The following is an 18,686-nucleotide window of genomic DNA, read 5'->3' on the forward strand; positions in this document are numbered from 1 at the left end:
GCGCATTGATACCGTGCGGGCATGGATCTGGACCTGCGCAAGCTCCGCTACTTCGTCGCGGTCGCCGAGCACGGCCATTTCGGCCGCGCGGCACAAGCGTTGTTCATCGCGCAGCCGGTCCTGAGCCGGCAGATCCGCGCGTTCGAGCAGGAGTTGGGCTGCGCACTGTTCACCAGGACCACACGCAGCATCGAACTCACCTCCGCCGGGCGGCAGTTGTACGAGGAGGCGCAGCGCATCACCACCATGGTGGACACGGCCCTGCAGCGCGTGCACGAGGCCGCACACAACGAGAGGCGACTCGTCGTCGCCTTCTCACCCGGCCTGCACGTCTCGGAGGCCATCCGGGAGTTCACCGCGCGCCACCCGGAGGCCGGGGTCGACGTGCTGCCGCTGCGCTGGTGGGAGCGGGACGCGCCGCTGCGCGACGGCCGCGCGCACGTCGGGTACCTGCGGCGCCCCTTCGACGACGCGGGGCTGCGCACCATCCCCATCGGGCACGAGACCAAGGTCGCGTGCCTGCCCGCGACGCATCCGCTGGTCGGCCGCAGCAGCCTCACCTCGGCCGATCTCGACGGTGAGCCGGTCCTCGACGCCCGGGCGCGGCGGACCTACACCCTGGACGAGAAGTTCGAGCTGATCGCCTCCGGGCAGGGCATCGCGCTCGTCCCGCTGAGCATCGCGGGCTCGTACTCCCGCCCCGACCTCGCCTATCGGCCGGTCACCGACCACCCGCCGGTCGAGACCTGCCTGGCGGTCCCGGAGGACGGCGACCGTCCGGGCCCCGTACGCGACTTCCTCGACACCGCCGTCGCCACCCTGCGCCACCGGGCGGCCGGGTAGGCGGGGCAGAGCCCGCCGTCAGGCTCTGCCCCGGCCGGCTCCGGCCTTCCTCACGCCGGTGCGGATCCACCGCCGATTGGCGGCGCAGGCCACAACCGGACCTGCGAGCACGGACAGCCACCACAGCCCGATGCTGGCCGGCGAGTAGATGTAGTACTGCCATCGGTCCGGAAGCGTCGTCGGCAGGAGGAACAGCACGACGAGGGCTGCCCAGGTCGCCATCCAGGTGATCACCGCGCGCGCCACCAAGCCCATGAGTACCCCCCGAAGCCCGAAGATTTGAACATGTTCAATATAGCCCTAGCGGCTTTCTCCGGGCATAGCGGGAGAGGCTTCAGCGCATCAGCCGGCCGGTCTCCGGGACGCTCACCCCCGCAGGACCAGGTCCTGGCTGCCGATCACCTTGAGCAGCCGCAGCGCCGAGTGCGAGGGGGTGCCGGGCGCGGCGGTGTAGAAAATCGTCCACTGGTCGCGGTGCGGGTCGTGCAGCGCCTCGCAGTCGAGGTCGAGCGGCCCGACCACCGGGTGGATGATGCGCTTGCGGGTGGAGCGGCGCATCTCGACGTCCTGACGGGCCCACAGTTCGCGGAACTCGGCGCTGCCCGCGTGCAGCCGCTCGACCAGGCGGCGCACCTCGCTGTCGGCGGGGTAGCGGGCGGCGGCGGAGCGCAGGTCGGCGACCGCGCGGCGGGCGAACGTGTCCTGATCGGAGGGCTCGTAGAGGGCGCGGGCGGCCGGGTCGGTGAAGAAGCGGCAGACGAAGTTGCGCTCCGCGGGCGGCAGGGCGGAGAAGTCACCGAGCAGCGCGGCCGCCATGGCGTTCCAGGCGAGGATGTCGCGGGCGGCGCTGCAGACCATGGCCGGGGTGTCGTCCAGCCGGTCGAGCAGGTGCAGGATGCCCGGCCGGACGTCACGGGGCATCGCGCTCGGCGGCAACGGCGGCTCGCCGACCAAGTGGTGCAGGTGGGCGGTCTCGTCCTCGGACAACCGCAGGGCCCGGCTGATCGCCCCGATCATCTGCCGGGACGGGCGCGGGCCCCGGCCCTGTTCGAGCCGGATGTAGTACTCCACCGACATGCCCGCGAGCTGCGCGACCTCCTGGCGGCGCAGGCCCGGGGTACGGCGCCGACCACCGGCCGGAAGGCCGACGTCGGCGGGCTGGATGCGGGCGCGCCAGCGCCGCAGGAAGGCGGCCAGCTCCGCCCGGTCCACGTGTTCCACGCCTCCAAGTCTGGCCCGGCCGCCGCACCGTGACCATGGGATCGCCGGTACCACCCTCGACAGTGCTCTCCCGCGCTTCGTACGGCCCGGCCAGGGTGGAGCCCATGACAGACAACCACCGCATCGTCCTGATCACCGGCGCCAACAAGGGCATCGGCCTCGCCACCGCCCGCGAACTCGCCCGTGCCGGACACACCGTGCTGATCGGCGCCCGCGACCCCGAGCGCGGCGCCGAGGCCGCCACCGGGCTCACCACCGAGGGCTTGGAGGCCCGCTTCGTCCACCTGGACGTGACCGACCCGGCGACTGTCGCCGCCGCGGCCGAGCTGATCGCCGCCGAGTACGGCCGACTGGACACCCTGGTCAACAACGCGGGCATCACCCGGGACTTCGGCCACACCCCGGAGACCCTGCCCCTCGACGACCTGCGCGCGACCTACGAGACCAACGTGTTCGGCGCCGTCACCGTCATCAACGCCATGCTGCCGCTGCTGCGCAAGTCCCCGGCCGGCCTGATCGGCAACGTCTCCAGTGGCCTCGGCAGCTCCTCCGTGCTCGCCGACCCCGACCATCCGGCCGGGGAGTACGCGGCGCTGCTCGGCTACAACACCTCCAAGGCCGCGCTGAACGCCGTCACCCTGGTCTACGCCCGCGCCCTGCGCGCCGAGGGCATCAAGGTCAGCGCGCTGGAACCGGGCCACTGCGCGACCGACCTCAACCACCACTCCGGCCCGTCCAGCGTCGAGGAGGGCGGCCGCCGGATCGCCCAGCAGCTCGGCGAGGCACTGTCCGAGCCCAGCGGCCAGTTCTTCCACCCCGACGGCGGCCGCTACCCCTGGTAGGCGGCGATCAGCCCGGGCAGCTCGCGCATGTCGTCGAAGACGACCGTGCCCGGCCCGGCCAGCCGCTCCGCCGCCGTCACGCCGCCCGCGTAGCCGAGCGCGCGCATCCCGGCGGCGCGGGCGGCGGTGACGCCGGGCCCGCTGTCCTCGACCACCAGGCAGCGGGCCGGGTCGACGCCCATGCGCCGTGCGGCGTGCAGGAAGAGGTCGGGCGCGGGCTTGCCGCGCCCGACCTCGATGGCGCTGAAGATCCGGCCCTCGAACCGCCCGTACAGTCCGGTCCGGCCCAGGGTGTGGCGCATCTTCTCGTGGGTGCCGCTGGACGCCACGCAGGTCGGCAGCGTGATCGCGTCCAGCGCCTCCACCACGCCGTCCACCGGGGTCAGCCCGGCGTCCACGGCCTCGGCGTGCAGCTCGCGGAAGCGCTTGTCGAACAGCGTCGCGGCCTCCTCCCCGAGCCGCTCGGCGACCATCGCGTGGTTGGCCGCCTCCGACCGCCCGACGAACCGCTCGACCACCTCGGCCTCGGTCAGCGGCCAGCCGAACTCCTCTCCGAGGCGCACCAGGACGCGGACGGCGATCACCTCGCTGTCCACCAGGACGCCATCGCAGTCGAATATCACCAGGTCTATCGGGCTGATCATCCGATCAGCATAGGCGGGCCCGACCTGGTCAGTGATTCGGCGACGGGAAGTTCGTCGCCGACTCGGGGACACTGTCCGGCAGGTGCAGCGGGTTCGAGCACGGGTAGCTCGCCACGACAGCCTTGGCGTACTTCAGCAGGATGTCGAGGATTGCCCGGTGGCTTCTGTCCGGCATCGGACTGCTGACGTACGTGTTGACCACGACCCGCACGTACGGCCGGCCTATACGTGTGTTCTCCGGGTTGTCACACCGGAGCGCGAGGCTCACCTCCTCTGGCTCAACCCACCCTTGCACGTCCGCACCGAAGTCAAGCGGTCTCTTGGATACCTTCGAGCCCGCGCCGTAGAGGACCTCCATGGTGAACTCGTCCACCGACCGCATGTGGACGCTCAAGACAACGTGCTCCGCGTTCCGAACATCGCAGGTCTGGCTATCCGGGGTTGGGTGGAGCCCCCCACCGTAGTCCATCGAGTAGTCCTCGACGAACGTCCCATGCTGGTCAGCCGCCAGAGGCTCAAGGTCGGCCCGGGTGAGAACTGACCAGCAGGCGCTGGCGGGCAGTTCGGCGGGTGCGTGACCCGACCGCCACCACCACCCAACCCCCGCCGCGGCGAGGACCACCGCCGCGAGCCCGGCGGCGAGCCACCGCCGCCGGAGCCGCCTGCGCTCAGTCATTCGCGGCGCGGTCGAAGACCGTCGCGGTCTTGGTGATGCCGTCCCCCACATAAATCGAGGCGGCCTGGGCCATCGTCTCGATCTGCTGTGCATTCATCCCGCTGCCCTGGGCGGCGTTTTTCACCGCAGCCTTGGCGGCGTCGGAGGCCGTGGTAGCGGCCGAAAAGTCCGAGGCCGTGGCCGGGTCCGCGTACTTCGCCTCGATGTGGTAGCTCTGGGCCGCCTTGTCGATGAGGTGCTTGACCTCCTCGCCGGCCCCGGCCCCGATGGCGATCGTGGGGTTCACCTCGGCGTACTTCAACTGGCCACCTGTCATGGTCCAGACCGACTTGAACCACGTCGCATTGTCGTCGATGGCGTCGTTGTACGCCTTCGCAGCCGCCTTCGCGTCACCCACGATCCCATGGGTCCGCCCAGCGGCGATCGCACCGGTCACCTCGCCGCCGGCGTATGCGGCGTTGTTCACCGCTGAGTCGAACTGGGGGCCGTAGAGGTCCCGGTGCTGGATCACCTCCTGGATGTGCGCCGCCGTGTAGGCCTGCTGGGCCTGCGCGATCGCCCCGAACGCGTCGGGGTTGCGGCCGAGCGCGGCCAGCATCTTGAGGGTGTTCGAGTCGTCCAGCTTCGCCGGGGTGCCGTAGCGCGGCAGCAAGTCGTCCTTGCTGAGCGCGTGCTGGAGGTCACCCATGTAAGCGGCGCTCACGTGGCCCAGGCTGGGCGCCAGGGCCGCGAAGTCGCCGCCGGGATAGAGCAGCTTGCGGCCGTCGTCACTCCCGAAGCGGTTGACGATGTCCGACATCACCTCCCCCATGTCCTGCGTGTGCAGCGGCAGGGGGGTGCCCGGGGGTGCGTCGGAGGCCCGCCCGGTGGTGGCCGCCTCCAGCGCGTCGCCGAGGGCGAGCACCCCGGGCGACTGCGCGTGGCCGCCGGGGAAGTCGTGCCCCTTCCAGACGTCCTGGAGCGGCGATTCGCCACCCCCCTTGGTCAGCGCCTCGAGGTAGGTGTTCTTGTCCTGGCTGTGGGCCTTGACCGACCCGTCGAGGTTGTAGACCGTCGGCGGGTCGTGGAAGAACTGGGTCGCGGCCTGGGGACTGTGCGCGAGTGCCTCCAGCACACCCGTCATCGGGTTGAATCCGCCCTGCTGGGACCCCTGCGGGGAGCCCAGGAGCTTCAGCTCGTCGAACTCCCGGTCGCCCCAGTGCCCCGAGGTCCAGAAGTCCTTCCGCTGGCTGAGCTGGGTGACGTGCTCCGCGACCGGGTTGAGGAAGCGCGGGTCGTACGTGCCGGTGCGCAGGATGTTGGTCAGGATCTGATAGCCGAACGGCTGGTCGCTGACGGTCGGCCGACCCGCCGGCCAGACCTCGATCCGGGTGGCTCCGGCCTTGCGCAGGCCCGCATCCCACTCGTCGGACAGGTGCGGGAAGTTGTGGCTGTCGGTGGCGCTGGCCAGCGCCGTGCCGAGGTTCTTCTGCAGGTCGGCGACGGCGGTCGAGCGGTTGCCCTTGTCCGCCGAGGCGACGGCCAGCTGGCCGTAGTACTTGAGGAAGCCGTCCGGTCCGAGCCGATCGTAGAAGGCGGTGGTGAACTGCGGGTTGTTGGCGTTGGCTTTCAGGGCCTTGTTGAGCTCGTCGAGTTGGGCGTCGGAGAGGTTCCCGGCCAGCTTGAGGAGGTCCGCCGCCTTCTTGCCCTGCTCCTCCGGGCCCGTCGACGGCTGGAACGCGGTCCTGCTCTTCCCGGTGGCGCCGCCGAGCGCCGCGGCGGCCGCGGTGTCGGCCGCCTTCGCGCGGGCCACGGCCTTCCCGATGTCCTGGCCCACCGACTGGGCCAGGGCCTTGTACGTGGTGGCGTAGGTCGGGTCGTGCTTGTCGGAGTCGCTGGTCGGCGCGGGCCAGCTGATGTTGACGCCGTCCGCGTCCACCGTCAGGGAATTGTCGGCGGCCCTCTTCAACGCCGCGTCCAGGTCCGCCCGGGCGGCGGCGAGTTCGGTGTGCGCTTCGCGCAGCGTCTTGCCGATCGCGCTGGCCTCCTCGAAGGCCGCGTCGAGCTCGTTGCGGGTCTTGGTGATGGTGGCGGCGGCCCGCTCGGCCGCGTCGCCCCGCCAGTTCGATCCCTGGAGCGGTGTGAGGATGTCGCCGGTGAACTCGGAGGAGAGTTTCCAGTTGCGCGTCAGCGACTCGAAGGCCGAGGCCAGGGTCTCGATGCCCTTGAACGTCTCCTGGCGCAGGTCTGAGTAAGTGCTCATGTCGCCGGCCTCAGTTCGTCTTCATGTTCTGGGCGTTCACCTGTTCGGCGCGCGCGTACTGGTCGGCGTTGCTGGTCAGACCGGTGGAGATGTCCGCGATCGCCTGGCTGGTCGTTTGCGCCTGCGCCTCCCACAACTCGTGCGCGGCCTGGACCGCCCCCACGATCGCCCAGTCCTTGGACATGCCCTGGAGGCTGCTCTGGAGGTCCTTCCACACGTCCTTGGTGGCCTTGTCGAAGTCGGTGTGCAGGGTGCCCGCGTTGGTCCCCGCCTTGCGCAGCGCCTCCGGGCTGACCTTCACCGTCGGCCCGCCGGGGGCCGCCGTGGCCACCGGTGGCGGCGCCCAACCCGGAGCTGCGGCACCCGAGGCGGCAGCGGCGAGGTCGGGGAACCGCTTCTTCGCGTCCTCCGTCAGGTTCCCCGACTTGTCGAAGAGCCAGGGATTCACCCGCCGCTCGAAATCCAGGTCAGTCACTTGTCTCCGCCCCCAAAGCGTGTGGCTCCATGTGGCCGTGGACCGGTGCAAGCGGCGCCGGCGCACGGCAGGTGATCACGCCGACGAATCGCCCACCCGTTCAACGTCAGTCAGCAGCCTAACCATCGACCCTTATGGTGTACGGAAGTTGAACGAAACCAGAGCATCGGTGGGGCCCGGTGGCCGAAGCCACCGGGCCCTTCGAACGTCCAATCGCCGTACGGCGTCAGCCGGTCTGGATCGAGGTGTCGTCGATCACGAAGCTCGTCTGCAGCGAGGAGTCCTCGGTGCCGGTGAACTTCAGGGTGACGCTCTGGCCCGCGTAGGCGGAGAGGTCGAAGGCGCGCTGCTGGTAGCCGGCCGCGGCGTCCACGTTGGAGTAGGTCTTCAGCGTGGTGCCGTTCACGGCGACGGTCAGCTTGTCGTACGCCGTGCTGCCGGTCTCGGCGGTGTCGATGTGCAGCCAGAAGCTCAGCGTCGCCTTGCAGCCCGCCGGGATCGTCACCGTCTGGGCGAGGGTGTCGGTGTGGGTGTTGCCGTAGCCGTCCAGGTACGCCTTCCAGCTGCCGCCGTGCGCCGGCTCGGAGGCGCTGTTGTCGATCACGCCGGAGCTCGCCGTCCACGGCGCCGCCGTGCCCGTCTCGAAGCCCGGGTTGCCGAGCAACTGCGCCGGGGTGCAGCTACCACCGCCACTGCCGAGCACCGTCCAGGCGAAGCTGGTGGTGGCCGACTTGCCGGCGGCGTCCGTCACCGTGACCGTGACGCCGGAGGAACCGGCGGTGGAGGCGGTGCCGGAGATCAGGCCGGTGGCGGAGTTGATCGACAGGCCGGCGGGCAGGCCGCTCGCGCCGTACGCGAGCGGAGCGGTACCGCCGGAGGCGTTGATCTGCAGGTTCACCGCGCCGCCGACCGTGGTGGACTGGTCACCGGGGCCGGCGACCGAGACGGCGCTACCGCTGCCGCCCGGCTTGGTGAGCAGGCAGCCGGGCACGGTGAGGTCGACGGCGCGGCTGGAGTTCAGGCAGGTGGTGAACCAGTAGGTCTCCTCGCCGTAGCTCTGGCCCTTGGTGGCCGTGGTGGTGCCGTCGGCGGCGACCTCGCAGGGGTTGTTCAGGGTGCACATGGCGCCGTCGTCGTTGCCGGTGTTGTTGATGCCGACGATCCGCCCGCTCGCGGAGTCGATGATCGGCGAGCCGGAGGTGCCGTGCGTGGTGTTGCAGCCTGAGCTGTAGCGCAGCGAGTCGTGCCAGGTCCACTGGTCCTCGCGCAGGGTCGGCACGAACCCGTTGACGGAGCAGTTCCAGACCTGCTTCCAGTACGAGGACGGGATGTACATCGAGGAGCCGTCGACCGGGTGCGTGTCGTTGACGGTCAGCGCGGTGGCGCCGTACTTGGAGCGGATCGACCCGTAGGTGTCGGTGAGGCGGTAGAGCGTGACGTCGGTGCCGGTCATCGTCGCGTAGATCACCTGGTCTGCCTGGACGGTGCCCAGGCTGTTGCCCGCACCGTCCAGCAGAGTGCCACTGCGGCTGGCGCTCACATTCTGGATGACCTCGCCGGCCGAGGGCATGGTGGGCAGGCAGTGCCCGTTGGTGAGCATCATCGCCCGGTCGCCGTCCACCGAGGCGGGGAAGCGGACCAGCGAGGCCGAGCAGTCGTCCAGCGCGATGGTCGACGTCAGGTCGGCCGCCTGGAGGGCGTGCGCGGGGGCGGCGGCTAAGGCCAGCCCGCTCGCGACGACGGCACTCGTGCCGGCCACCGCGACAAGTCTCTTGAACATGGCTCTCCTTGTGGGGGATCGCGGGGTGTACGACCGGTCGCCGAGGCCCGCGCCGCACGAAAGTGCCATGGCCACTTCAAGGGGTCAACCGTTCTGGCCGAACTCGCCACCGGGTATCGGGTGTTGTGCCGACGGCCGGCAACCACCCGTCCCGTTATGCCCGTTACGGCCGGGCTCCGCGGCACCCCCGGGCACCCCCCGTGCCGCACCCCCGTGCCGCATGCGCCGTGCCGACCCGTGCCGTGCCGTGCCGTGCCGTGCCGTGCCGTGCCGCAGACGATCACCCGAAGGGGGCCGCCCCGGCCCGCCCGTCAGGGTCAACTACGATCGGGCTCGTGCTCAGCCTCACCGGACTCCCCCTCCAGATCGCCGCCTCGGTCGTCGCGGTCCTCGTCTTCGCCGCCACCATGTGGCTCTGGCCGCGGTTCGGCGGGAAGGGCTGGAAGGCCTGGGTGGGCCGGATCGGCGCCTTCCTGGCGACCCAGGTGGCGGTGCTGGTCGCGATGGGTCTGATCGCCAACAGCTACTTCGGCTTCTACAGCTCCTGGACCGACCTGCTCGGCACCAGCGGCAAGCTCGGCACCGTGGTCGACCACACGCCGAACGCCTCCGGCGTGGCCGTCACCGGCCAGCAGAACTTCTACTCGGCGCAGGGCTCCGAGCCCGAGCGCTCCGGGCTGATCCAGAAGGTCGACGTCAAAGGAGCCGGCAGCGGCCTGACCACCGAGGCGTACGTCTACCTGCCGCCGCAGTACTTCCAGCCGGACTACGCCAAGCAGCGCTTCCCGATGGCGCTGGTGCTCACCGGCTACCCGGGCACCGCGGAGAAGCTGATCTCGCTGATGCAGTACCCGGCCTCCACCCTCGACGCGATCGAGCAGAAGAAGCTGCCGCCCACCATCCTGGTGATGACCCGCCCGACCCTGGTCGGCGACCGGGACACCGAGTGCGTCGACGTGCCGAACGGCCCCCAGGTGGAGACCTTCTTCACCACCGACCTGCCCAAGGCCCTCGCCACCACCTACCGGATCGGCACCGCCCCTGCCAACCGGGCCGTGATCGGCAACTCCACCGGCGGCTACTGCGCGCTCAAGTTCGCACTGCGCAAGCCCGACTCCTACCCGGCCGCGATCGCGCTCTCCGGCTACTACAGCGCGGCGCACGACCCGACCACCGGCGACCTGTTCGGCGGCGACGACAAGCTGAAGCAGGAGAACGACCTGCTGTGGCGGCTGAAGAACCAGCCGCCCGCCCCCGTCTCGCTGCTGCTGACCACCGCGAACGACGAGAACAACTACGGGGAGACCCAGGCCATGGTCGGCGCCTTCAAGGCCCCCACCAAGATGTCGACCATCACCCTGGACACCGCCGGCCACAACTTCCACACCTGGACCCGGGAGATCCCCCCGGCCCTGGAGTGGCTGGGCAAGCACATCACCATGCCGCCCGCCGCGTGACGACCCGGTGAAGGCCGCCTGAAGCCGCGCCCCTCCAGGTGAAGCCCGTCTGAGACCCGCGCCCTTCCGGGTGGAACCGGGGCAGATCACACGCGTCTCACAGCCCCGTCTCACGGTTCTCTCAGCCGCGCCACGCACGGTATGGCGCATGACCACGAGCAGCTACTCCCCTCCGGCCGGCGACCCGTGGCCCGAGGCCGCGAACTACCCGCCGCCGGAGGTGCCGCAGCCGGACGCCGGTCGGCCGGACCCGGCGCCGCTCTTCCCCGAGCAGCCCCTGCCGCCCGTCGGCCCGAAGGGCCCGGCCTCCTGGTCCGGACGGCTGCGCACCCTCCCGGCCCGCGCCTGGCGCGGCCGCCCGGACGACCCGCGCTGGGTGCGCCCGTCCCTGCTGGCGCTGATGGCCGCTACCGTCGTCCTCTACCTGTGGGGCCTGGGCGCCTCCGGCTGGGCCAACGCCTTCTACTCGGCCGCCGTCCAGGCCGGCAGCCAGAGCTGGAAGGCCTTCTTCTTCGGCTCCTCCGACGCCGCCAACTTCATCACCGTCGACAAGCCCCCGGCGTCGCTGTGGCCGATGGCGCTGTCGGTGCGGATCTTCGGCCTCTCCTCGTGGTCGATCCTGGCCCCGCAGGCGCTGATGGGCGCCGCCACCGTCGGCGTGCTGTACGCCACGGTGCGCCGCCGCTTCTCCCCGCTGGGCGGCCTGCTGGCCGGCGCCGCGCTGGCGCTCACCCCGGTCGCGACGCTGATGTTCCGCTTCAACAACCCGGACGCGCTGCTGGTGCTGCTGCTCACCCTGGCCGCATACGGGATGGTGCGGGCGGTCGAGACGGCGAGCACCCGGTGGCTGCTGTTCACCGGGGCGATGTTCGGCTTCGCGTTCCTCACCAAGACCCTGGCGGCGTTCCTGATCCTGCCCGCCTTCGCGGTGATCTACCTGGTCGTGGCCCCCACCGGCTTCTGGCGGCGGCTGCGGCAGACCCTGTTCGCGGGCCTGGCCCTGGTGGTCTCCGCCGGCTGGTGGGTGGCGGTCGTCCAGCTGCTGCCCGCCTCGGCCCGCCCGTATGTCGGCGGCTCGCAGGACGACAGCTTCCTGTCGCTGACCTTCGGCTACAACGGCCTGGGCCGGGTCGACGGCAACGAGCGCGGCAGCGTGGGCGGCGGCGGACACCTCCCGGCCGGGCTCGACCTGCCGGCCGGCGCGATGCACAACCGGGGCTGGGGCCAGACCGGCATCACCCGGCTGTTCGGCAGCGACATCGGCGGGCAGATCGCCTGGCTGATGCCGGCCGCGCTGATCCTGCTGGTGGTCGGCCTCTGGGCAACCCGCCGCTACGCCCGTCCGGACACCGCCCGCGCGGCGTTCCTGGTCTGGGGCGGCTGGCTGATCTCCACCGCGCTGATCTTCAGCTTCATGTCCGGAATCTTCCACCAGTACTACACAGTGGCGCTCGCCCCCGCGGTCGCGGCGCTGGTCGGCATGGGCGTGGACGGGCTGTGGCGGGCGCGGCACCGGCTGCCGTACGCGCTGCTGCTGGCGGGCGTGCTCGCGGTGACGGCGGTGTGGGCCTTCGTCCTGCTCGGGCGCAGCTCCGACTTCCTGCCCTGGCTGCGCTGGGCCGTGCTGGTCGGCGGGCTGGCCGCGGCCGCCGCGCTGGTGGCCGGGCAGTTCGCCGGGAAGGTCGACGGACGGATGGGTGCGCGGATCGCCTCGGTGGCGGGCCTGCTGGGCCTGGCGGCGGCGCTCGGCGGTCCGGCGGCGTACGCGGTGGACACCGTGGGCACCGCGCACAACGGCTCGATCATCACCGCCGGGCCGTCCGTGAAGGGCGCGTCCGGGCCGGGGTCGTTCGGGCGCAAGGGCGGCAAGGGCGCGATGGGCAACGGCCGGATGTTCGGCCAGGGCGGTCAGGGCGGTCAGGGCGGCTGGGGTGGCCAGAACGGCCAAGGCGGCTTCCCCGGTGGCCAGGGCGGCTGGGGCGGCCAGAACGGCCAGGGCGGCTTCCCGGGCGGCCAGGGCGGCCGTGGCACCCACGGCCAGGGTGGCTTCCCCGGCGGCCGCCACGAGCGCGGTGCCGGCGGCACCGGCGGCGCCACGGGCTTCCCGGGCGGCGGCTTCCCCGGCGCCCAGGACCCCGAGGGCATGGGTGGCCCCGGCGGCCCCGACGGCTTCGGCGGCGGCATGGGCGGTCTGCTCGGCGGCACCAAGGTCAGCGACGAGGCCGCGGCCCTGGTCTCGCAGGACGCCGACCACTACACCTGGGCGGCCGCCACCACCGGTTCGCAGAACGCCGCGAGCTACCAACTCGCCACCGGCAAGCCGGTGATGGCGCTCGGCGGCTTCAACGGCACGGACCCCTCGCTCAGCCTGGAGGGCTTCCAGAAGTACGTCCAGGAGGGCAAGGTGCACTGGTTCATCGGCGGCGGCTCCCACCGCGGCTTCGGCGGCGCGGGCGGCGAGGGCGACGAGGGCGGTCAGCAGACCGAGTCCGCCCAGATCGAGGCCTGGGTGACCAGCCACTTCACCGCCAAGACGGTCGGCGGCGCCACCTTCTACGACCTGACGGCTCCGAAGTCCTGATCCCGGACCCGCCCGGAGGGGGCGTACCGCGTTCGCGCGGTACGCCCCCTCCTCGTCCGCGCCGCCGGAGTCCGCGCGGCCGGAGTCGTCAGTCGGACGGGCAGCGCGTCCCGGCCGCCGGCATCCGGCCGTCCACCAGGAACGCGGTGACGGCGTCGCGCACGCACCCGCTCCTGCCGTATGCCATGTGCCCGTCCCCGTCCCGGGTGAGCAGCACGGCGTTCGGCAGCCCGGCCGCCATCCGCTGTGCCCACGGGTAGGGGGTGACCGGGTCGCCGGTGGAGCCGACCACCAGGATCGGGGCGCTGCCGGGCGCGGTCACGGTGTGCGGCTGCTCGGGCGACTGGTACGGCCAGGGGCGGCAGTCCGGGAGGAACAGGGTGGCCCCGGGGTCGTGCCGGGTGGTCAGCGGGGCCTTGGTGGCGAGGTCGGCGAGGGCCGCGTCCAGCTGCCGGCCGGTGGGCGCCATCGGGGCGTCCGCGCAGTGGATGGCCGCGAAGGCGTCCGCCACGGTCTCGTAACGCCCCTCCTCCGTACGGCCGTTGGCGCCGTCGGCGAGCTTGAGCAGCTCCTCGGCGTGGCCGTGGGCGACGGCCGGTTCGAGGGCGCCGCGCAGCCGCTGCCAGGAGCCCCTGCCGTCGCTGAGCGCGTCGAGGACGCCGGCCCAGCCGAGCGCGGCGGTGACGGTGCGGCTGTCGGAGACGCGCAGCGGGTGGGCCTTGAGGCCGTCGAGGAAGTCCGCGAGCCGGTTCGGGGCGGTGGCCGGGTCGCTGCCGAGCGGGCAGGGATCGGCACCGGTGGCGCAGTCGGCGGCGAAGGCGCGGAACTCGGCCTCCATGGCGACGGCCTGTTCGCCGTTCAGGTGGATCAGGTCGGTACTGCGCTCGACGGCGCCGTCCAGGACGAGCCGGCCGGTGCGGTCGGGGAACTCCTCGGCGTAGAGGGCGCCGAGGTAGGTGCCGTAGGAGAGGCCGAGGAAGTCGAGCCTGCGCTCGCCGAGGGCGCCGCGCAGCACGTCCATGTCACGGGCGCTGTCGCGGGTGCCGAGGTGCGGCAGCAGGTCGGCGTGCCGGGCCCGGCAGGCGTCGGCGAGGATCCGGCCGTGGTCGTAGGCCGGGTCGTCGGTACTGGTCCACTCCGCGCGGGTGCGGTCGTCCAGGCAGTGCACGGGGATGGTGCCGCCGGCGCCGCGCGGGTCGAAGCCGACCAGGTCGTAGTGGTCGTGCAGCGGGCCGAAGCCCTTCCAGCCCCAGCGGGCCGTGTTGACGCCGGAGTTTCCCGGCCCGCCGGGGTTGAGCAGGAGGGAGCCGATCCGCTCACCGGGGTCGGCGGCGGGCACCTTGGCGAGGGCGACCTCGATGGTGCGGCCGCCGGGGTCGGCGTAGTCCAGCGGGACCTTGAGGGTGGCGCACTGCACGACGGGCTCGTCCTGGCCGCCGTCGCCCTGGTCGGGGCAGGGTGTCCAGTTGATCCGCTGGTCGTAGAACCCCTTCAGGGCCGGGGAGGTGGCGGCGGCGGCCCGCTCGGCGAGCGGCGGGCGGGTCGCCGGAGCGACCGTCGCCTGCCGACCGCCCGGGCCGGTGCAGCCGGCCGGCAGGGCGAGGAGGAGGAGGGCGGCGAGCGCGGGCAGGGCGCGCCGCGGGAGGCGGGGGGTCATCGGGGCCACCGCCCACGAATACCACCCGTCCCCCTTCCGGGGCACATCGCACCCGTCGCACGCCCGGCCGGAGGATCGCCCGTGGGCCCCGTCGAATCTCACGCGGCGTCGAAGCCCATGCGGCGTCGAAGTTCACGCGCCGTCGAAGCCCACGCGCCGTCGGCGGTCAGCCGCCGATGGCGGACATCGGGCGCTCCGGCCGGACGAACCCGGCGCTGTTGACGGCGTGTCCGGGGCCCTTGCCGGCGATGGAGGCCCGCCAGGCCGCCTCGATGCGGTCGTCGTCCGCCCCGCCGCGCAGCAGGGCGCGCAGGTCGGACTCCTCGGTGGCGAACAGGCAGTTGCGCAGCTGCCCGTCGGCGGTCAGCCGGACCCGGTCGCAGCCGCCGCAGAACGGGCGGGTGACGGAGGCGATCACCCCGACCACCGCCCGCGTCCCGGTGATCCGCCACTCCTCCGCCGGGGCGTTGCCGTGCCGCCCGACGGGCACCAGGTCGAAGCGCTCGCCGAGCCGGGCCAGGATCTCGTCCGCCGTCACCATCGCGTCGCGCTCCCAAGCGCCTTGCGCGTCCAGCGGCATGGACTCGATGAAGCGCATCCGGTAGCCGTGCCCGACGGCGAACTCGACCAGCGGGACGATCTCGTCCTCGTTCACCCCGCGCACCGGCACGGCGTTGATCTTCACCGGGTCCAGCCCGGCGGCCTTCGCGGCCGCCAGCCCCGCGAACACGTCGTCGATCCGGTCCCGCCGGGTGAGCGCCGCGAAGCGTTCGGGCCGCAGCGTGTCCAGGCTGACGTTCACCCGCCGTAGCCCCGCCTCCCGCAGCTGGGCGGCCGTCCGGGCCAGGCCGATCCCGTTGGTCGTCAGCGACAGCTCCACCCCCAGCGCCGCCAGCCGCCCGACCAGCCCCACCACCCCCCGGCGCAGCAGCGGCTCGCCGCCGGTCAGCCGGACCGAGCGCACCCCAAGCCGCTCCACGGCGATCCGCACCAGCCGCACCACCTCGTCGTCCCCCAGCACCGAGTCCCGGGCGAGCCAGTCCAGCCCCTCCGCCGGCATGCAGTAGGTGCAGCGCAGGTTGCAGCGGTCGGTCAGCGAGACCCGCAGGTCGGTGTGGACCCGGCCGAAGCGGTCCACCAGCGGGCGCCGCGGCTCGGTGTGCGGTGCGGTGTTCATCGACCCAGTACAGAGGGCGGGCGGCCCGCGGGGCCAGCGGCCGAACCGCCGGGGACCGCCGCCCACCTGCGCCTTCGCCTTGTGGATTCGTACAACCACGGGGGTGCTGCGCGACCTCGCCCCCACCGGGCAGGCTGGGCCCATGCAGAACACAGCAGCCGGCGTCCCGGCCCTCGTCCTCGCCGCCGGGGGCGGTCGCCGGCTCGGCGGGCGGCCCAAGGCGCTGATCCGGTACGCGGGCCGGCCGCTGGTGGAGCATGCGGTGGCCACCGTACGGGCCGGCGGCTGCCCGGACGTAACGGTGGTGCTCGGCGCGGACGCCGAACGGGTACGGGCCATCGCGCACCTGCCGGGCTGCCGGCTGGTGGCCAACCCGGACTGGGCGCAGGGCATGGGCTCCTCGCTGCGGGCCGGGCTGGCCGCCCTGCCGCCCGGGGCCCCGGCGGTGCTGGTGATGCTGGTGGACACCCCGGGCGTCACCCCGGCCGCGGTGGCCCGGCTGCTGGCCGCGCACCGGGCGGGCGCCGAACTGGCCGCGGCGGCCTACGAAGGGCGGCGCGGGCACCCGGTGCTGATCGGCGCCCGGCACTTCGCCGAGGCCGCCGCGGGCGCCTGCGGCGACGCCGGGGCCCGCGCCCTGCTGGCGGCGCACGCCGGGGAACTCGCCCTGGTCGAGTGCGCGGACGTGGCCGTCCCGGACGACCTGGACACCCCCGCCGACCTGGAACGCTGGTCCGCGCGCTGAACATCCTCCGTGCGCCGACCGCGCATCCTCCCTGCGAAGGGTGTCGGCATCGCCCTCGCCGGGCACCATTCCCTGATCCGTCCCTGAGGATTGCCTCATTCCGCGCCCAGAACCGGGCGTTTCGGGGAGCATGGGAACCGTCCCACCCACCCGACACCGACGGACGGAGCCCGCGATGGCCGGACTGCCCGACGACTTCACCGGACACGACCCCGCGCGGCCAGGGCCGGGGACAGGCGGTGGCGCCCGGGCGATCCGCTGCCCCGCCTGCCGCCGCGAGCACCTGTACGAGCCGCCGTCACTGCCGTGTCCGTGCGGCGCCTCGCTGAAGGTGCCGCTGCTGCGCGGCGGGGTGCCGGTGCAGGTGCGGTTCCGTTCCTGGGAGGACTCCTGGCTGAGCATGCGCTGCCCGCACTGCGGCCGCTCCGACCAGTGGCCGCAGCCCGAGTTCACCTGCAACTGCGGCGCCACCGTCCGGCTCCCGGTGGACCGCGCCACCCGGCTGGGCAGCGGAACGGCCGGTCCGCTCGCCACCCCCGGCCCGCAGTCCTCCCGGCCGTACCCGGCCCACCCGATGAGCGCCCCGGTGCCCGCCCCGCCCGCGCCGCCCGGCGGCTCCGCCGGGCGCCCCCGCCCGTTCCGCCACCGCGCGCCGTTCCGCCCGCACCCGGTGCGCACCTCCCAGGACGCGGTGTTCACCGCCGCCCGCTACCTGGAGTGGCTGGGCTTCGACGACCTGGAGCTGACCGAGGCCCAGGAGCGCGACGGGGTCACCCTGCTGGGCAGCCGAATGGTTGCCCAGGTGGACACCTGGACCGAGCCGGCCGACGTGAAGTCGGTCGAGTGCCTGTGGCTGCAGACCCTGCACGCCGAGGAGATGGCCGCCGCCATGTTCACCCTGGCCGGTTACTCGCACCAGGCCACCGTGCGCGGCGAACAGCTGCTGGTCGCGCTGTTCAGCCTGGACCTGGCCGGCGTTCCGCAACCCGCCAACGGCGCCGCCGAGGCCCTGATGGAGACCGGCTGGACCTCCTGACCACCCGCCGACCGAGCGCCGACCGAGCACCGACCACCCGCCGACCAAGCACTGACCGACCACCGACCGAGCGCCGGCCGACCGATCCCCACTAGATCATTTCCCCGCCGAAAGCAACAACCTGCGCTCGTGATCTGGTGCACAAGCTCACCCCCGTGTTGAATTGCCGCCACAGCGTGGGCCTTTCGCCCTGCCGTCACCATGCGAACGGACCGTGGCGGCCGGGCCTCAGGGCAGGTCCGCGCCCATGCCGGATGGCGCACACAAGGAGGTGGCGTTGTCGGAGCACGGATGGGGCCCGGGCGATCCGCACGGGCGGGGGCGGGGGCGGGCGGCAGCGGAGGAGCCGGGCGACACCGTGTGGCGGCTGCGCTCCCGGGGGTGCTGGCAGGAAGCCGCCGAACTGCTGCGCCCGGCCGCCGAACACGACCCCACGGCCGCCCTCGCACGGGCTGAACTCCTCATCGAGCAGTGTCTGTTCACCGCCGCGCACTGGACCCAGGCGGAACAGGCCCTACGACTGGCCGAGGCCCTGGCGGAGGGCACCGAGCAACGCGCGGCCGCCGCCTGCGCCCGCGGCTTCCTGGCGTACCTGGCGAGCGTACTCGGCCCGCGCGACCGGCTCGACGAGGCGCAGGCCGCACTCGGCCGCACCTCGGCCCTGCTGCCGCCGGACGCACCGGGCCGTCCGCTGCTGGACTTCCGGCGCGGACTGGTCGCCGAGAACCTGCTGGGCGACCGCAGCGCCGCCTGGATCGCCTACCGCCGGGCACACGAGGGCGCGGGCGAGCGCGGCGACGAACTGCTGCGCTCCTACACCTGGCGGCACCTGGCCGCGCTGGCGCTCGCGCGCGGGGACCGCGGCAACGCCCGGGAGGGCTTCGACGCCTCGCTGCGGCTGCGCGAGCAACTCGGCTTCACCGTGGGGGTCGCGCCGGCGCTCGCGGCACTCGCCGAGGTGTCCGAGCCCGCCGAGGCCGCGCGACTGCGCGCCGAGGCCACCCGGCTGGTGCACGCCCTCGGCGGGGTGCCGGTCTGGCTCGCGCGGCAGCTGTCCGCCACGCCCCCGGCCTCCGCCCGTGCGCCGGGGCCTCCCCCCGGACGGACGCATCGCCAGTGAGACCCGGGGAACAATCAGCTAAGGTGAGCCTAACCTGTCCGGGGTGAGCAGTGCCCCGGACGGGTCGCCTTGCCGTTCCCCGGGCACCGCCGTGCCCCGGTCCGGGGGGGGCCGGCCGCCCGGGCGACCCGGCCCCCCCCGGCGGGCCACCCGCGGCCCCCGGCGCCCCCCAGGGGCCCCCCCCAGACCC

At 73.0% G+C, this 18,686-nt stretch carries 15 protein-coding genes and 2 pseudogenes; 7 read left to right on the forward strand and 10 right to left on the reverse strand.

Annotated elements, in window-relative coordinates:
• The first annotated feature begins 21 nt into the window (after positions 1-21).
• The gene (locus tag ACGF12_RS10825) at positions 22-843 is read left to right on the forward strand and encodes a LysR family transcriptional regulator (protein WP_393027959.1); all 822 of its coding nucleotides are present in this window, start codon (positions 22-24) and stop codon (positions 841-843) included.
• 18 nt (positions 844-861) lie between these two features.
• Here the strand turns inward: ACGF12_RS10825 and ACGF12_RS10830 are convergent, their stop codons facing one another.
• Both ACGF12_RS10830 and ACGF12_RS10835 read right to left on the reverse strand, forming a co-directional pair.
• Positions 862-1,098: a hypothetical protein gene (locus ACGF12_RS10830; RefSeq protein WP_393027960.1), complete on the reverse strand. Its 237-nt coding sequence runs from the start codon at positions 1,096-1,098 to the stop codon at positions 862-864.
• 111 nt (positions 1,099-1,209) lie between these two features.
• On the reverse strand, positions 1,210-2,064 hold the full coding sequence (locus tag ACGF12_RS10835) for a helix-turn-helix transcriptional regulator (RefSeq protein WP_393027961.1): 855 nt from the start codon (positions 2,062-2,064) through the stop codon (positions 1,210-1,212).
• A gap of 104 nt (positions 2,065-2,168) precedes the next feature.
• On the opposite strand from ACGF12_RS10835, the gene ACGF12_RS10840 reads away from it, so the two are divergent.
• A complete protein-coding gene (locus tag ACGF12_RS10840; RefSeq protein ID WP_393027962.1) occupies positions 2,169-2,906 on the forward strand; it encodes an SDR family NAD(P)-dependent oxidoreductase in 738 nt (245 codons plus the stop codon).
• Here ACGF12_RS10840 and ACGF12_RS10845 read toward each other — a convergent pair.
• The 6 genes and pseudogenes from ACGF12_RS10845 to ACGF12_RS10870 all read right to left on the reverse strand — a co-directional run.
• Positions 2,894-3,550 carry an HAD family hydrolase gene (locus ACGF12_RS10845; protein ID WP_393027963.1) on the reverse strand — a complete coding sequence of 219 codons (657 nt, stop codon included), beginning with the start codon at positions 3,548-3,550 and terminating at the stop codon, positions 2,894-2,896. The two genes, ACGF12_RS10840 and ACGF12_RS10845, sit on opposite strands and share 13 nt — an antisense overlap.
• 28 nt (positions 3,551-3,578) lie before the next feature.
• Positions 3,579-4,226, reverse strand: a complete 648-nt coding sequence (locus ACGF12_RS10850) for a hypothetical protein (RefSeq protein WP_393027964.1) — start codon at positions 4,224-4,226, stop codon at positions 3,579-3,581.
• Positions 4,219-6,468, reverse strand: coding sequence for a hypothetical protein (locus ACGF12_RS10855; RefSeq protein WP_393027965.1), 2,250 nt, complete (start codon positions 6,466-6,468; stop codon positions 4,219-4,221). The genes ACGF12_RS10850 and ACGF12_RS10855 overlap by 8 nt, the downstream gene beginning before the upstream one ends.
• A 10-nt stretch (positions 6,469-6,478) precedes the next feature.
• Positions 6,479-6,943, reverse strand: a complete 465-nt coding sequence (locus ACGF12_RS10860; protein ID WP_393027966.1) for a WXG100 family type VII secretion target — start codon at positions 6,941-6,943, stop codon at positions 6,479-6,481.
• A gap of 226 nt (positions 6,944-7,169) precedes the next feature.
• Positions 7,170-7,901 (reverse strand): annotated as a pseudogene (locus ACGF12_RS10865) (putative Ig domain-containing protein); the annotation flags it as partial.
• A gap of 204 nt (positions 7,902-8,105) precedes the next feature.
• Positions 8,106-8,792, reverse strand: a pseudogene (locus ACGF12_RS10870) (trypsin-like peptidase domain-containing protein); the annotation flags it as partial.
• Between the two features lie 266 nt (positions 8,793-9,058).
• On the opposite strand from ACGF12_RS10870, the gene ACGF12_RS10875 reads away from it, so the two are divergent.
• Positions 9,059-10,180 carry an alpha/beta hydrolase gene (locus tag ACGF12_RS10875; RefSeq protein WP_393027967.1) on the forward strand — a complete coding sequence of 374 codons (1,122 nt, stop codon included), beginning with the start codon at positions 9,059-9,061 and terminating at the stop codon, positions 10,178-10,180.
• Between the two features lie 148 nt (positions 10,181-10,328).
• Positions 10,329-12,761 (forward strand): glycosyltransferase family 39 protein, encoded by a 2,433-nt coding sequence (locus ACGF12_RS10880; protein ID WP_393027968.1) that lies wholly within the window; start codon positions 10,329-10,331, stop codon positions 12,759-12,761.
• Positions 12,762-12,849: 88 nt separating this feature from the next.
• Here the strand turns inward: ACGF12_RS10880 and ACGF12_RS10885 are convergent, their stop codons facing one another.
• Together ACGF12_RS10885 and moaA are read right to left on the reverse strand one after the other, a co-directional pair.
• Entirely contained in the window at positions 12,850-14,418 is a 1,569-nt protein-coding gene (locus tag ACGF12_RS10885) for an alpha/beta hydrolase (protein WP_393027969.1), read from the reverse strand.
• Positions 14,419-14,584: 166 nt separating this feature from the next.
• On the reverse strand, positions 14,585-15,595 hold the full coding sequence (gene moaA / locus ACGF12_RS10890; RefSeq protein WP_393027970.1) for a GTP 3',8-cyclase MoaA: 1,011 nt from the start codon (positions 15,593-15,595) through the stop codon (positions 14,585-14,587).
• Between the two features lie 142 nt (positions 15,596-15,737).
• On the opposite strand from moaA, the gene ACGF12_RS10895 reads away from it, so the two are divergent.
• From ACGF12_RS10895 to ACGF12_RS10905, 3 genes are all read left to right on the forward strand, one after another.
• On the forward strand, positions 15,738-16,340 hold the full coding sequence (locus ACGF12_RS10895) for an NTP transferase domain-containing protein (protein WP_393027971.1): 603 nt from the start codon (positions 15,738-15,740) through the stop codon (positions 16,338-16,340).
• Positions 16,341-16,515: 175 nt separating this feature from the next.
• Positions 16,516-17,376 carry a hypothetical protein gene (locus ACGF12_RS10900; RefSeq protein WP_393027972.1) on the forward strand — a complete coding sequence of 287 codons (861 nt, stop codon included), beginning with the start codon at positions 16,516-16,518 and terminating at the stop codon, positions 17,374-17,376.
• A gap of 247 nt (positions 17,377-17,623) precedes the next feature.
• Positions 17,624-18,496 carry a hypothetical protein gene (locus ACGF12_RS10905; protein WP_393027973.1) on the forward strand — a complete coding sequence of 291 codons (873 nt, stop codon included), beginning with the start codon at positions 17,624-17,626 and terminating at the stop codon, positions 18,494-18,496.
• Positions 18,497-18,686 lie beyond the last annotated feature (190 nt).

Source organism: Kitasatospora sp. NPDC048296 (assembly GCF_043201815.1).
GTDB lineage: Bacteria > Actinomycetota > Actinomycetes > Streptomycetales > Streptomycetaceae > Kitasatospora.